This window comes from Bdellovibrio sp. BCCA (genome assembly GCF_037996825.1).
In the GTDB taxonomy this organism is placed as follows: domain Bacteria; phylum Bdellovibrionota; class Bdellovibrionia; order Bdellovibrionales; family Bdellovibrionaceae; genus Bdellovibrio.
Genome location: NZ_JBBNAC010000001.1, coordinates 1,533,798 through 1,548,297, shown reverse-complemented (window position 1 = coordinate 1,548,297; position 14,500 = coordinate 1,533,798). Strand labels below are relative to the sequence as shown.

At 44.5% G+C, this 14,500-nt stretch carries 15 protein-coding genes; 4 read left to right on the top strand and 11 right to left on the bottom strand.

The window, feature by feature from the left end; genetic code table 11:
- Positions 1–4: 4 nt before the first annotated feature.
- The 4 genes from AAAA78_RS07595 to pheS form a co-directional block, all read right to left on the bottom strand.
- On the bottom strand, positions 5–550 hold the full coding sequence (locus AAAA78_RS07595) for a MerR family transcriptional regulator (RefSeq protein ID WP_340591174.1): 546 nt from the start codon (positions 548–550) through the stop codon (positions 5–7).
- Complete coding sequence (locus AAAA78_RS07590; protein WP_063208455.1) at positions 519–857, bottom strand: integration host factor subunit alpha; 339 nt, start codon at positions 855–857, stop codon at positions 519–521. Before AAAA78_RS07590 ends, AAAA78_RS07595 begins: the two co-directional genes overlap by 32 nt.
- A gap of 93 nt (positions 858–950) precedes the next feature.
- Entirely contained in the window at positions 951–3,392 is a 2,442-nt protein-coding gene (gene pheT / locus AAAA78_RS07585; protein WP_340591173.1) for a phenylalanine--tRNA ligase subunit beta, read from the bottom strand.
- On the bottom strand, positions 3,389–4,414 hold the full coding sequence (pheS, locus tag AAAA78_RS07580; protein WP_340591172.1) for a phenylalanine--tRNA ligase subunit alpha: 1,026 nt from the start codon (positions 4,412–4,414) through the stop codon (positions 3,389–3,391). Before pheS ends, pheT begins: the two co-directional genes overlap by 4 nt.
- Positions 4,415–4,523: 109 nt before the next feature.
- Between pheS and AAAA78_RS07575 the strand changes: the two genes are divergently transcribed.
- From AAAA78_RS07575 to AAAA78_RS07560, 4 genes are read left to right on the top strand one after another with little or no spacing between them, the layout of a single operon-like run.
- Positions 4,524–5,393, top strand: coding sequence for a 16S rRNA (guanine(527)-N(7))-methyltransferase RsmG (locus tag AAAA78_RS07575; protein WP_340591171.1), 870 nt, complete (start codon positions 4,524–4,526; stop codon positions 5,391–5,393).
- Complete coding sequence (locus AAAA78_RS07570; protein WP_340591170.1) at positions 5,393–6,520, top strand: winged helix-turn-helix domain-containing protein; 1,128 nt, start codon at positions 5,393–5,395, stop codon at positions 6,518–6,520. The genes AAAA78_RS07575 and AAAA78_RS07570 overlap by 1 nt, the downstream gene beginning before the upstream one ends.
- The gene (locus AAAA78_RS07565; protein ID WP_340591169.1) at positions 6,517–6,930 is read left to right on the top strand and encodes a hypothetical protein; all 414 of its coding nucleotides are present in this window, start codon (positions 6,517–6,519) and stop codon (positions 6,928–6,930) included. Before AAAA78_RS07570 ends, AAAA78_RS07565 begins: the two co-directional genes overlap by 4 nt.
- 12 nt (positions 6,931–6,942) lie before the next feature.
- Entirely contained in the window at positions 6,943–7,701 is a 759-nt protein-coding gene (locus tag AAAA78_RS07560; RefSeq protein WP_340591168.1) for a TrmH family RNA methyltransferase, read from the top strand.
- Here the strand turns inward: AAAA78_RS07560 and AAAA78_RS07555 are convergent, their stop codons facing one another.
- The 7 genes from AAAA78_RS07555 to fni form a co-directional block, all read right to left on the bottom strand.
- Complete coding sequence (locus tag AAAA78_RS07555; RefSeq protein WP_340591167.1) at positions 7,702–8,538, bottom strand: trypsin-like serine protease; 837 nt, start codon at positions 8,536–8,538, stop codon at positions 7,702–7,704.
- A gap of 88 nt (positions 8,539–8,626) precedes the next feature.
- Positions 8,627–9,328 carry a DNA alkylation repair protein gene (locus tag AAAA78_RS07550; RefSeq protein ID WP_340591166.1) on the bottom strand — a complete coding sequence of 234 codons (702 nt, stop codon included), beginning with the start codon at positions 9,326–9,328 and terminating at the stop codon, positions 8,627–8,629.
- A 28-nt stretch (positions 9,329–9,356) separates the two neighbouring features.
- Positions 9,357–10,244: a mevalonate kinase family protein gene (locus AAAA78_RS07545; protein WP_340591165.1), complete on the bottom strand. Its 888-nt coding sequence runs from the start codon at positions 10,242–10,244 to the stop codon at positions 9,357–9,359.
- Positions 10,234–11,214, bottom strand: a complete 981-nt coding sequence (locus AAAA78_RS07540) for a diphosphomevalonate/mevalonate 3,5-bisphosphate decarboxylase family protein (RefSeq protein ID WP_340591164.1) — start codon at positions 11,212–11,214, stop codon at positions 10,234–10,236. Before AAAA78_RS07540 ends, AAAA78_RS07545 begins: the two co-directional genes overlap by 11 nt.
- Entirely contained in the window at positions 11,211–12,185 is a 975-nt protein-coding gene (locus AAAA78_RS07535; RefSeq protein ID WP_340591163.1) for a hypothetical protein, read from the bottom strand. The genes AAAA78_RS07540 and AAAA78_RS07535 overlap by 4 nt, the downstream gene beginning before the upstream one ends.
- A complete protein-coding gene (locus tag AAAA78_RS07530) occupies positions 12,121–13,437 on the bottom strand; it encodes a hydroxymethylglutaryl-CoA reductase, degradative (RefSeq protein WP_340591162.1) in 1,317 nt (438 codons plus the stop codon). The genes AAAA78_RS07535 and AAAA78_RS07530 overlap by 65 nt, the downstream gene beginning before the upstream one ends.
- The gene (gene fni, locus AAAA78_RS07525) at positions 13,434–14,477 is read right to left on the bottom strand and encodes a type 2 isopentenyl-diphosphate Delta-isomerase (RefSeq protein WP_340591161.1); all 1,044 of its coding nucleotides are present in this window, start codon (positions 14,475–14,477) and stop codon (positions 13,434–13,436) included. Before fni ends, AAAA78_RS07530 begins: the two co-directional genes overlap by 4 nt.
- Positions 14,478–14,500: the final 23 nt, after the last annotated feature.

The following is a 14,500-nucleotide window of genomic DNA, read 5'->3' as shown; positions in this document are numbered from 1 at the left end:
CGCTTTATTTAAAGATCTGACGAACTTTACGGATATCTAGAATAAGGTCTTCAACTCTTTCGTTGAGATTTTCTAGCTTGTGATAAACCTGGCTCATGTCTTTTTCTTTGCGGACATGGGCTTTTAATTCTTTCATCGCGTTTCTTGCACCTTCAATCGAGAAACGATCGCGGTGCAAAAGCTTGCGGATCAAAAGAGCATTCTCAACATCTTTACGTGTGTACATACGTTGATTGTTGGAAGCTTTTTTCGGACGAAGGATTTCAAACTCTGTCTCCCAGTAGCGAAGAACGTATTGTTTGATTCCCAAGATCTCTGCCACGTCACCGATTTTAAATCCCATTTTGTCTGGGATAGCGTTGATCTCTTCAAGAAGTTTATCATCACAAAGCATTGCTGGGATCGAAATCGGAGCTGACGCTGTGATAGGACCCGATGTCTCTTCAACTTCTTCGATAAACTCCAGTTGTTGATCCCCAAGTGAAAGTTCAGACACTTCCACTTCGAGATTCTCAGGACTATTCGTTGTCATCGTAATCGTCGTCATCATCATCGTCCTCATCTTTTAAGTGAGCATACTCTTCACCGTTCAACATCGCCTTCAAAACTTGAGACGGACGGAACGTAAGAACGCGACGAGCGGAGATCTTGATCTGCTCACCTGTTTGTGGATTGCGACCAATTCTTTCATTCTTTCCGCGAACAACGAAATTACCAAATCCCGAAATCTTAACCTTGTCGCCGTTTTGCAAAACATCCTTCAAGGTATCGAAGCACAACTCAACAAGTTCAGAAGCTTCCTTTTTCGAGAAACCGATCTTTTGATAAACGTTCTCGACGATATCGGCCTTAGTCACCGTTGATTTACCTAAGTTCTGGCCTGCCATATTATAACAACTCCATAAGTTACTTACCTTGAGCCTACCAAGCCCTCGAAAACAATCAAGAATTTATCTCACAGAAAGATCAAAATTCTTTTTGAGACTCTCTAGCACCTTGTTAGTCACTTCGTTGATTTGCGTTTCTTGCAGCGTGGCATTTTTATCCTGAAGCCATAGACGAATAGCGACGGATTTTTTGCCTGCTTCCATCTTCTCCCCTTCGTAAAGGTCAAAGACGTCTACATTCACAAGCAATCCCGCAGCTGCTTTGCGGATGTCTTTCATAACGTCGCCGACTTTCAAAGTCTTCGGCATCACGAAAGCGAAATCGCGCTCTACCACTGGGAACTTAGAAACACTTTGAATACGATATGGACGAGGTTGACCCTTATAAAGCTGATCTAAATCAAGCTCAGCAAGGGCCGCTGGCACACGGATCTTGTTATCATCCAAGAGAACCGGATGAAGAGTTCCGATAAAACCAACCTTCTTACCTTCAACCAATAGTTGAGCATATTGCCCTTGGTGCATAAACGCTGGCACCTCGGCCTTGTTCGCCGGCGTTACCCACGTATAAGAAGAAATATTCAAAGATTTGAGCAACACTTCAACCGCTGCTTTAAGTTCAAACACGATAGGATAATCCAAAGACTTGTTCCAAAGGTTTGAAGATTTACCCCAAAGAGCCAATCCCAAACGACTGCTTTCGCCGTAAGAGCCATCGTCTTTCACTGCGAAAGTGTTTCCGATCTCAAACAAACGACCTTGCATATTTCCATAGTGGAAATTTGTGTTCAGGTTTTTGAAAAGACCATAGCTCAATGAAGATCTCATCACGTCCATCTCTTCATTCAAAGGATTCATAATGCGAATCTCTTTTTCTGAAGAAGTCAGACCTGCCGCTTTCATTGTTTCTAAAGAACCCAAGAAAGCCTTTTCACCTTTGGAACCCACAAACGCAAAGTTGAACGCTTGCTGGAAACCTTCCGCACGCATCAACTCACTTGTTGTTCGATTGAGCATAAATGCTTTGTCATGATGAGAAGGTGCCGAAGCAAATACCGGCAAGGATTCTGGGATGTGCTCGTAACCATTGAGGCGCGCATACTCCTCAACCAAGTCCATGTCCTGCTCAAGGTCAAAGCGGAATGTCGGAGGAAGAACTTTGTAAGCGCTTCCCATTTTTTCCACTTCACAACCCAAACGCTTCATGAAATCGACAAATTTATGTTCTTCCGCTTCATAACCCAAACGATCTGAAACCGTTTGCACAGAAATAGAAACCGGAGTTTTCTTCACTGGGTTTGGATAGAAGTCATGATGATCACCATAAGCTTCGCCACCAGCCACTTCCAAAATCAAAGCGGTTGCACGGTTCAAACCACGAAGTGCTCCATCTGGATCAACCCCGCGAGAGAATCTATAAGCAGAATCCGTATCAATACCGTGAGAGCGAGATGTTTTACGCGCACTCATTGGCAAGAAGTAAGCTGCTTCCAAGAATACATTCGTAGTTGTATCGCTAACTCCAGAATTTTTTCCACCCACAACGCCGGCCAAACACACCGGATGAGACGTATCACGGATTGTGAGCTCTTCACCGTTCAAAGAAATTTCAGATCCATCCAAAGTGATGAATTTTTCGCCCGCTGTTGCGCGATCCACGATGATTTTTTTACCACCAATGAAAGCCGCATCAAACGCATGCAAAGGCTGCCCTAGTTCCATCATCACGTAGTTCGTCACGTCGACGATGTTGTTGATGGAATTAAGTCCGACACTCTCGATACGTTTTTTTAGCCACTCCGGAGAAGGACCAACTTTAACACCTTTAATAAAGCGGCCTGTATAACGAGGGCACAAATCAAAAGCTTTCACTTCAAGAGCGATTTCTGATTTTGTCGATTGAGAACTTGTTTTTGGTTCCGCTTTCGGGGCTTTCAATTCTTTACCGAAAAGACAAGCGACTTCGCGAGCTAAACCATAGTGGCTTAAACAATCCGCACGATTCGGAGTCACCTTTAATTCAAAAGTGATGTCGTCATATCCAGCATACTCTGCATAAGGTTTTCCAACCGGAGCATCCGCAGGCAAGATCGCAATACCATCAGATTCCTTCGCCAGTCCTAGTTCTTTCAAAGAACACAACATCCCTGCTGAATCCACACCACGAACGGCTGATTTTTTAATAGCAAAGTTTCCTGGAAGAACCGCACCCGGCAAAGCCACGATCACACGGTCACCGGCTTTGTGGTTTTGCGCTCCACACACGATTTGATGAACAACACCCTCGCCTGTCGAAACACGGCACAAAGACAATTTATCCGCATTGGGATGTTTGTCTTTTTCAAGGATGTGCCCAATCACTACGTGATTAAAATCTTTTGCGCGATTTGTGATCTCTTCAACTTCAAGGCCTGCGCGAGTTAATGCCTCAGCAAGTTCTTCCGGCTTTTGGAAAAACTCTGCTACGTCTACATAATCTTGGAGCCATTTTAAACTGATCTTCATTTTACAAACTGCCTTAAGAATCTTACGTCGTTTTCAGGGAATAAACGGATGTCTTCAATGCCGTACTTGATAATCGCCATGCGCTCGATACCAAATCCAAACGCGAAACCTTGCCATTTTGGATATTCGATTTTTGCTGCTTGGAATACTTTCGGATTCACAAGACCGCAGCCACCGATTTCGATCCATCCAGAGTGCTTACAAAGGCTGCAACCTTTGCCTTTACAAATCGGGCAAGAGCAATCCACTTCCGCAGACGGTTCCGTGAATGGGAAAAAACTTGGACGGAAGCGAGTTTTCAAACCCGGACCAAAGAATTCACGAACGAAGAAACTGATCGTGCCCTTTAAATCCGCCATCGAAACTTTTTCATCCACACACAAAGCTTCAATCTGATGGAAGTTTGGCAAATGCGAAATATCACTGTCACAACGGAACACAGGACCTGTACCGATCACACGCAAAGGCAACTTCTCTGTTTCAAGTGAATGAATTTGAATCGGAGACGTGTGCGTTCTTAACACATGAGTCTTATCGATAAAGAATGTGTCTTGCATATCACGCGCGGGATGATCCGCCGGAATATTCAAAGCTTCGAAGTTATAATAATCTTTTTCGATGAGTGGACCCGTGCGAACGCTGTAACCCAAACGCGCCATCACTGTGAAAATCTCTTCCGTCACAATGTGAACGGGATGTTGCGTGCCTTTAGGTTGCGTGAAAGCAGGAAGAGTCATATCGATTTCTTCTGCTGACATCTTTGCTGAGATCTCTTTCTTTTTGAGATTTTCTTCAGCTTCCGTGTAAGCCACCTCAAGAAGTTGCTTCACTTCATTTACTTTTTTACCAAAAAGAGGCTTCTCTTCTTTTGGCAAAGTGGCCATTTCTTTCATGATCTCTGTAAGAGATCCGCTTTTCCCCAAGTATTGAACTTTGAGGTCATAAAGGTCTTTGGTGCTCGGGGCCGCTTTAAAAGCCGCTAGAGCTGTTTCTTTGATGGATTCAAGTTTGGTCGTCGACATAGTCCCGTATAATCACCCCAGAACCACGTATTTTCAAGCGTTTAGCTTTTTCACACAGTGCAAAAAAGGCTTGAGATTGGGGGACTTTAGCTCTATCTTCCCCCGACCCATGGCTCATAAGAATAAGACCAACTACAGCCCCTATAAAGCTCGCCAAGAAAGCCGCAAAAAAGGCCTTGGAGGCGCAAGTTTGTCGTCCTCGGGACCACAAATGGGGCGTCATAAAAAGCCTGAGTTGATTTATGAGCTTAATGAGGCCAACGATCGTCTGGCCGATGTCTTTCGCAATCATGATTTCACGATGGTCAATCACGAGCAAAGAATGCAACTGGCGCATTTCTATCGTCTTTTGATGCTGAACCAAGAAAAAGAAAACTTCACTCGTCTTCTGAAGTTGCGCGACATTGCTATTAAACACTTCATCGATAGCATCATCATCATGAAGTATACAAAACTTCAGTTTCCTCTTTTAGACGTAGGCACAGGCCCTGGATTTCCCGGAATTCCTCTTAAAATCATGTTCCCTGAAGAAAAAATTCTTTTGGGAGAAGGCGTGCAACGTCGCGTGGAGTTTTTAAAACACGTGCGTTCTGAGATGAAACTTAAAAACTTGGATATCTTGGGTCGCAATATTAATAAATACTGCGTTTATCCCGTGAATGGCGCAATCACTCGTGCGGTGGAAGATATTGGAAACACTCTTGGCAACGTGATGAGCTGTTTGCAAATTGGCGGTCGAGTTTACTTTATGAAAGGTCCCGGAGTTGATCCCGAAATCATCGCCGCAAAGAAAAACTGGAGCGAGTACTACAAACTTGTCGAAGACGTTGCTTACTCTTTGCCAAACTCTCCACACGAACGTCGCTTGGTTGTTTACGAAAAAATCAAGAACATGCCTTTACCTGAAGAAGATGAAGGCGAAGAACTTCTTTTAGAAGAACTCTCTGGCGAAGAGAAAAAGCGCTGGGCAAAATACTGATGACGACACAAATCCCTCACCTCTTACAACTAGCTCGATTGCAAGCGCGCAAAGGCGACTTGCACGAAGCCCGTTTGACGGCTGGTGATGGTCTCGCTCTTTTTTCAAAAGAAAAAGAAGCGGCATTTTGGCTTGAGTCAGCCCGTATCTATTTCCAATCTTGCGTAGAGCTTGAGGAAATCCCTTTAGCGCAGTCCGTGATGACAGAAGTTTTAGATCTTCTTTCCTCCGGAATTCTTTCGGATGCTCACCAGGCGCAAGCTGAAACATTGATCGGCTCTTGGTTGCGCTCTCAAGGCAAAACGGATGAGTCTCAAGCTTACTTAAATTCGGCGATTGCGAAGGCGACACAAAGCCGCGATTTGGACACATTGGTTCGCGCTTTAGTCATTTGTGCCTTCAGTCTTTCTTTTGATCCTAAAAATCATTCGCAAGCTCTTTTGAATCTGGACAAAATTGAAGTTCTTCTGAGCGAAATTGACAATCCTGAACTGGATTTCACCGCGAAAACAATTCGCGGTTATATTTATATTGAAAAAGGTCTTTACGATCAGGCTTTGGATGTCCTGTGGAAAAACTATGAACACGCCAAGCAGCAAGGTTTTCTTCTGTCGATCTCGGGCGTTCTAGCCCAGTTAGCTCGCGTTCATCGTCTGCAAAACCAAGACGAGCAATTTAAGATATACGGAGAACTCGCGCTTAAAGGTCTGGAACGCACAAAAGCGCCAAGACTTTATAAATCTATTGCCGCGATCTGTCCTGAAAACTTAAACGGCCTGAAGCCTCATTATGACTTCCAAATTGATGAGAAGAGCCGTTTTGTCCGCGAGAAAACTAGAGGGCCTATTGATTTCAAAAATCAACACATCCTTTTTGATCTCGCACTGCTCTTTATTAAAAATCCGGGTCAACGTTATTCGAAAGAAGATTTGGTCTCTAAAATCTGGAGCCAGATTTACGATCCGGATTTGCACGACAACTTAATTTACGTTTCGATCAAACGTCTTCGAACTTTGATTGAACCGGACTTAGAAAGTCCACGCTACATCCTGCGCGACCGCAAAGGATACTATTTTAACCAACAGTCTATTGTCCAATTTAAGAACTTGGAGGAAGCATCTCTATGAAGTTCCTAACCTCACTCCTATTGATTCTTATTAGCGTTTTTGCTTTTGCACGCTCCGGCGACGGGCCTACAGTTCCATGGCCAACAAGTGTTGATCGCGAATCTATCTTCACTGAAGATCTTCAAGGTGAATGGGTCGCTTTTGGTCATAACTCCGTTTGGTATATCAATATTGAGCAAAGTGATATGGAACCACAGCGCTCTACAATTCAAATTCAATCTGCGGCTCTTTTCACTCGCAAGGCTTCAGGCTGGTTTATGTCAGCAGACCGCATTTTCTATGGTCACCTTAAAATGGATGAAAAACATGAAGCTGCGTTTGTGATTTTCAAAGATCATGAAGGCACGAAGCTTCGTATCGCAACAGGTTCGCACCGTTTCCTGGATCTAAAACTTTATCGCACGAAATAGGACTTTCTTTCTGTGATCGAAATCAGTTCCAAAACCAATGACCATTTCAGACGTTGGGCGGATCTTTCCTCCGCTCGCGGCATTAAGAAACACAATGAGTTTATCCTTATGGGAGAAAAACTGATTGGCGAGTTTTTGGAAAATCCGAATTTCAAAATCAAAGGTGAGATCGTTCACGAGGATCTTAAGTCCGTCACTTTGACAGCTCCCACATTGCGCGGCCAGCGTATTCCTGTTTTTAAATTGCCAAAGGCTCTTTTTAACGAAATCGATGTTGTCGGCACTCACTACAATCTTTTAGTGCTTGAGCCTAAAGAGATTGAACCCTTAACTTCTGCAAGTACTCAGGGCTTGGAAGTGGTTTCTCCTTTGGGAGATCCTTCCAATCTGGGCGCTTTGGCTCGTTCGGCACTGGCGTTTGGTGCGAGCAAAATGATTTTGACGGAAGAAAGCTGCAACCCCTACCATCCAAAAGCTATTAAGGCTTCAGCAGGTGCTTTGTTGAAATTGCCTTTGGTGAAAACCGGAAAGTTTGCTGATTTTGTAGCGAGCAACAATGAAGAGATTTTTGCTCTCGATATGAAAGGCGAAAATGTCGCGACTTTCAAATGGCCGAAGAATGTGCGCCTGGCTATTGGCGAAGAGGGCCCTGGCTTTAGTGGACTTAAAGGTCTTAAAAGACTTTCAGTCCACACTCAAGGCGTTGAATCTTTGAACGCGACAGTGGCTGCGAGCATTGCCCTGTTCAGTTACGCTTCCTTTCAGAAGTAACTATTTGCAAAGCAGTGCTTTGGTTTCAGCATCAGAGACTTGCTTTGCGATATCGCACATCTTTTGATCTAAAAGTCCGTAGACATCCCAATTGGAAAACAGTGTTTCAGCGCGGCCTTTTACGACGCCGAGTTGTTTCCATTCAGTTCCAATTCTTACGAACAGAGGCGCACCGCTGTCGCCAGCTTGAACACGGGCTTTTGATTTTGATTCTAAATTACCCGAACCCTTTGTGAGGTTATCTAACTTCGCCATTCTTTTTGTATCGTTCGTTGAAATCTCCTCGAAGGGATTGATCGTCACGACTGTGGGCCAATAATTTAAAACCTGAGGCAGAACTCCGGCTAGGTCTTTTGCTGAAGCGATTTGCGTGAAACGGAAGTTTTCTTTGAGCGACAACGGTTTATCAAACACTACGACAGCCACATCTTCTGAGGGGCCAATTCTTAGACGAACACCTGATGAATCCAAACGACGTTTAAGGTCTTGAGTAAAGAAAAACTGCGCGTTTACTTTTTCACGAAGAACAGGAGCATAACCGATGCGACGTGTTTCGCCTGCTGGTGTTTTCACGTAACGGTACTCGCCCACTTGAAGATCAATCTCGCGGGACTTCAAAGCTTCTGCAATAAAAACACAGTGAGCGGCGGTCACCATCACACGATTCGAAACCAGATTACCGTTGCAGTAACCAGGCATTTCTTCTTTAGCTTCTGGATCATAAGAAGTCGCGCTGTAAAACACAGCCGATTCTAATTCCGGTGTTTCCGCAGGAATCGCATTTGTTAGCGCAAAAGATTGCACACTCCACAATAGAATAAAAAAGAGTCCCCTCATACTCCCTCCCTCTTAAGATGGAGACCTATTGCAGGGGTTATAGAGTGTCACCAAAAATACGGATGACGCACAGAGATTTTGAGGACAGCTATTTCAAATCCAAATAATACCGACGGTCTTTGGGAGAAAATTTTTCGATGGCGTAGCGAAGCATGGTCCTAGGCATCTTAGAAGCGTATTTCTCAAGAAATCCCCGGAGTTCCTTTTCACTCACACGTTTTCCCATTTCTCTTAGCATCCAACCACTCGCTTTGTGAATAAGGTCGTGCTCGTCTTTTAAAAGAATCCTGGCAATACGAAGGGTATCTTGGTATTCGCCCTTCTTGATAAAATGAAAAGTCGAAAGCATCGCAATTCGACGTTCCCACAGACTTTTGGATTTAGCGAGTTGTTGCAGAACTTTTCGATCTTTGTCATAGAGATAACCGCCGACAATGTATTCAGCAGATGTATCAACGAGATCCCAATTGTTTATGTATTTTGTGTTCTTCAAATAAAGTTTGTAGATCTGAAACTTCTCACGCTCGTCAGATTTTGCAAAACGATTGGATAAAATGATCAAAGCAATCAAACGCTCTTCATGAATTTCAGATTTTAAAAGAACCTCAAGATCTTTAAGAGGAGTTTCAAAATATTTTTTTGCAAAGGCTCGTGACTGAGGAACTGTGAGTCCAATAAAGACATCGCCTTCTCCATACTCACCCGGATCCGTCTTAAAAAATCTTTTTAGATTTTTGGCACGAGTCGCATCGGCAGATTTACGAATGTCTTTTTGGATTTCTCTGATCATAAGAAAAAGGTACCAGGTACCTTTTTTCTTAACAAGGGATGAGTTTTTCTAAAACTTCAGCGGCAGGTTCGCGGTCCCAAAGTGACAACACATAACCGCCACCGCCGGAACCTGTTGGTTTCACGGCCAAGGCGCCGTGTTCACGAAGCCACTCGATATGTTTTGCTGGAGCACCTTCGTTAAGGCTCCATTGGTCAAAACACTGACCGGCTAGATCAATGGCCTCTGCCAAGACTGGAAGACCTTCTTTGGCGTCCATTTTTAGGGCGCGCTCCGCAATTTCAACGGCTTTACCCATTTTTGCGTCGATCTTTTCACCAAGGCTTGGATTTTTAAGAAGCAAGTCCTTCACCTTGTTCACAGCATCGACGGTGACACCCCTTTTGCCGGAGTAAGAGATGTACCAATGAGGTTTCCACGCCGTTTGCAAAGGTTTGCGTTCACCATTGCGGATAAAGTAAAGACCTTCGCCAGAAAGTGCCACGGCGATATCAACACCGCTGCTTTCGCCGTGAAAAAGATTTTCTAAAGTGCGAGCGAACTCGTAGTACTCTTCTTCTTTCACGTAACCTAAAAAACCCAACCAGCGAGTCAAAGCGACACACAATGCCGCCGAAGCTCCCATGCCCGCACCTACAGGAATTGAAGACTCAAGAAGCAAAGTTCCTTTAAGATCGCTGCGAGAGATTTTTTTTAATTCACAGGCTTTTTCTAAAACACCCCAGACGAGCAATTGCAGATCTTTACCGTGATCACCAATCAAACGAAGTTCTAAAGGATTTTCGCCCTGGGAATAACTAAGCTCTAGGTTGCGCGATTGAATGGGAAAAACCAATGCAGGGATGCCACGCAAAACCGCATGCTCCCCGGCTAGAATCCACTTTCCAAAAGCTTTGCAGGTGAAGTTAATGGACATTTTCTTTAACACCTTCAAAAGCTAAAATCTTAAAATTCTTTTTAAAATGCTCGCGGTACTCTTCAAAAGTTTTCTTTTGATCGTATCTGAAAAGCATGTGTACATTGGCACCTGCATCCATTGTCACAAGCGGACCATCCTGCCATCTATTCCAGAATTTTTGACAGTCTTCCAGGACGGCTTTTGAAGCGTCGGTCATATAGCTAAACGCAGGCTGACTTGTTTCAAACAAACGGTGCATATCGATGAACTCATCCCACACAATTTGGCGGGCCATGTGCCAGTCGTTAAACTGCAAAGCTTGAGATAAATCCGCCAAACGAAGTTCCGCACGCTCGGGACGCCCGTGGAATCTTGGACTTGTTGTTACAAGCTTGTGTGCCTCTGAACTTGAGACCTCTTTTTTAGAGGCTTCCACCACAACCACCATGTGATGCATATGCGTGATAGGAAGATTCATCGGTTGAGCGTATTCTTCTTTCCATAAAGCCCATGGGCTGTACAAAGAACGGCAAGAAGAGCCTGACCCTTGACGGGAAAGCTCAGATAAAACTTTTTTGTCATCTCCCCAGGGTTGAGGATGGATTCTTTGAAACATTTCAGACGCTGCCAACGTGAGTGCTGCAAAACTAGAAGCGGAACTAGCAAGACCACAGTCTGAAGGAAAGTTATTTGCAGACTCAATCAAGAAACTTTGAGTAACGCCCCATTTAGATTTCAAACTTTGCAAGTGCTTGATAAAGCGTTGCTGCCCTTTTTCAGAAAGCTCGATTTTTTCAAGATCCTCGCGAACCAAAGGCTTCCATTGATCTTGGTTGCCTTCAATTTCCGTCAAACGCACAAAAGTCCTCAGGTTCTCAAGAGTATAAGACAAAGACGCATTGGTCGGCTTATTTCCTGTGCCTTCGATTTTCCCCATGTACTTAATAAGAGCAATATTTGACGGAGCAGAAACTAAAACTTGATTCATAACGAGCCTCGAACCTGAAGTCCTGAAGAAATTTTTCCAGAAGAAGAAAGAATAGAAAGAGAATGCTGAGAGCAGTAATCGTGAAGAGCTTGATGTTCACCCTTTGTCGTCACGGCAAGAACGACATCCGCCCCTAAAGCTCCACAGCCTTTAACGGCTTTGACATCGTCTAAATCTTTAAGCTTTTCTAAAAGCTGCAAAGTTTCATCACACGTGAATCCCAAATCTTTTAAGGCTGCCGCATAGGAATTCACACCCTCGACGAACAATTCACTTTGTTGTTTGTCGAAAGAATCACGGATGAACGTAAAACTTTTCTCTAAAGTGCTGCTGTCAAAGTCAGATAATTTTTTAAGATGTTCGTGAGTTGCGACTTTGTTACCTGTGTGGATTAAGAAAAACTCTAAATCCTCAAACGGCCAACTTTTAACCGAGATCAAACCTTGGCGTTTATCAAAAAACGTCAATGCTCCTTTAAGCTGTCCAACGAGATCCGCACCACTCGGTCTGCGACCCACACCATTCCAAGCGACGTCGTAGTACGCTTCCAAGAGATGTTTAAAGTCCAAGATCTTTTCCATATCTTGATGATAAGCTTCTTTATGAAGCCACAAAGCATACACACCTAAAAACTGCGCCGTTGAAGCCCCAAAGCCTCCACGACCCGCGTAGGCATCTTTAAAGTTCAAATCAAATTGCAGAAAATAATCTTCATGCTTTTGCATAAAGCGGCCCGCCGGAGATTCCTTGTGAATCGTTCCTTTACCACCTGCACCTTTAGTCACTTCCAGTTCAAAACAAGGTTGAGAAAGAAAAACCAGTGCCGGCCCTCCGTGAAGGGCCAGGTATTCACCAGCTAGAAATGTTTTTCCTGGAACCGAATAGACCAAAGACATGGCCGCACCCTTAAGAGTGATGTTGCGGCGTCGAAGAAGCTCTTTGCGACGAACGAAGCTCTTTAAGAACGTCAATCGCGTTGCTTAAAGAAATACGCTTACGAACAGCCAAGATCTCTTCTAATTTCTTTTGCACCAGAGGAATTTCTTTTTCTTCAGCTCCCGCACCCAAAGCTAAATTCTTTGTGTGAAGTTTCATGTGACCTTCGATGATTCCCACGGTTGTTAAAGCTTTCAAAGCTCCCAAGTTTTGTACCAGGCCGACGGCTGCAATCACGCGAGAAAGTTCATTTGCTGAAGTCGTTCCAAGCATCTTCATGCACATCATCGCCGTTGGATGAAGAGTCGTCACACCGCCGACAGTTCCCACGATCAAAGGAGCCTCAAAGATCCCTTTAAGTCCACCCTCACCGTCACGGAACCAACGAGTGATAGAACGGTATTGACCGTCACGAGCCGCATAAGCGTGAATACCCGCCTCAACCGCACGCCAGTCATTGCCGGTTGCGATCAAAATTGGGTCGATACCATTTAAGACGCCTTTATTGTTTGTTGCCGCACGATACGGGTCTTGCTGCGCAAACAAAGAAGCTTCTTCAATTTTTTCGGCCAATTCAGGATCGATGTCTGTGATGTGAACGATCGCACGAGTGATTTTAGAATCCACAAGATTTGAAAGGATGCACATTGTGACCTTTTCACCTGTGAATGTCTCAATCGGCTCTTTTAAGTATTCACAAACCTGATTCATGATGTTTGCACCCATAGCGTCGCAAGGGTCCATCAAAACGTGAACCACCGCCATGTCGGTGCCATCACCGCGAGGCACACGGCGCACTTGAATATCGCGCACTCCGCCGCCACGACGAACAAGTCCGAACGCCACTTCACGGTTGGAGATTTCAATAAGATAGTTTTTCTGCGCTAAGATTTGTGTTTCAAATGTCGCGTAATCTTTAATTTTCGCACATTGAATTTGACCAATGATTTCAGTTCCCACAACTTCCGTTGTGATAGAGCCTGATTCACGAATCCATTTCGCCGACTTACAAACTGCAGCCACGATCGAAGTTTCTTCGACCGCCATAGGGATGACAAAGTCTTTACCATCAATACGGAAGTTTGTTGCAACTCCCAGAGGAAGTTGGAAGTAGCCAATCACGTTTTCAATAAACTTTTCGCCCAAAGCCGTGTCACGAAGACCGCCTTTAGCGATGTAGTCCACGTCTGAATCATGAAGTACGCCGACTTCCATCAGAGCTTTAAGTCTTTCCTCGCGGGAAAGTTTTGAGAAACCTTTGAAGATGTCATGGAGTTGTTTTGTCATTGTGTCACCCTCTTCGTCTGAAGATCCTTCAGCGTTCTTGAACCGGTACAGAACATCGTGATCTTCAGTTCAAGTTCGAGTTTATTAAGAAGCTCTTCCAAAGCTCCGTCCCCATTTAAAGCTGCTTCTAAGAATGGTTTTGCCACTCCGACTTTCGCAGCCCCCAAGGCACATAACTTACCAATTTCTAGACCATTTCTTACGCCGCCAGAAGCCCAGATTTCATAGGGCACACGAGCTTCCTTCGCATTGAGTATCGATTGTACAGTGCTAATACCCCAATTCGAAAAAGTCTGAGCCACTTTGTAAAGCATCTCAGATTCTTGAGAGCGATAGCCTTCAACACGGCCCCAATGCGTTCCGCCTTTGCCACTCACATCCACGGCAAAAATCCCCGTGCCTTCAAGTCGTTTCAGAGTTTCTTTTGAAAACCCGCAACCGACTTCTTTCACGACAACAGGAACATTCACCATCTTCACAAGATTTTCGATGGCATTAAGACCATTCTTGAAATCGCGAGTTCCTTCAGGTTGCAGAACTTCCTGCAAAGGATTGAGGTGAACAAACAATGCCACAGCCTCTGTTGAGTCGACAAGACGGCGAACTTTATCTATCGGAGATTTAATCAGCTGAGCGATTCCAATATTTCCAAGAAGTTTTGCTTTCGGCGCTTGTTTGCGCACGCGAGCCCACTCTTCAGCAGCATTGGAATCTTCCAGCTCACGACGTTGTGATCCCACGCCCATCAAGATTTGGCGGCGGTCGCTGAGTCTGGCTAAAGCTTCATTGATTTCGCGGCCCTTTTCATGACCCGCTGTCATAGAGGAAATAAAGATCGGAGAAGAAAGAGGAATTGCATCCCCATTAAAAACAAAAGAGGTCGAAATATCGACCTCTTTAAAATCCATTTCAGGCAGAGCCTCATGAATCAATTCGATCGAGTCTAATCCATTTTGTCCATCGGTCTGAGACCTTGGATCCAGCGCAATCCTGATATGATCGCGCTTTCTTTGTTCAAACTGGGAGTTAGACTCGCTCATGGCTGCTCCTTCAAACAGAGCTT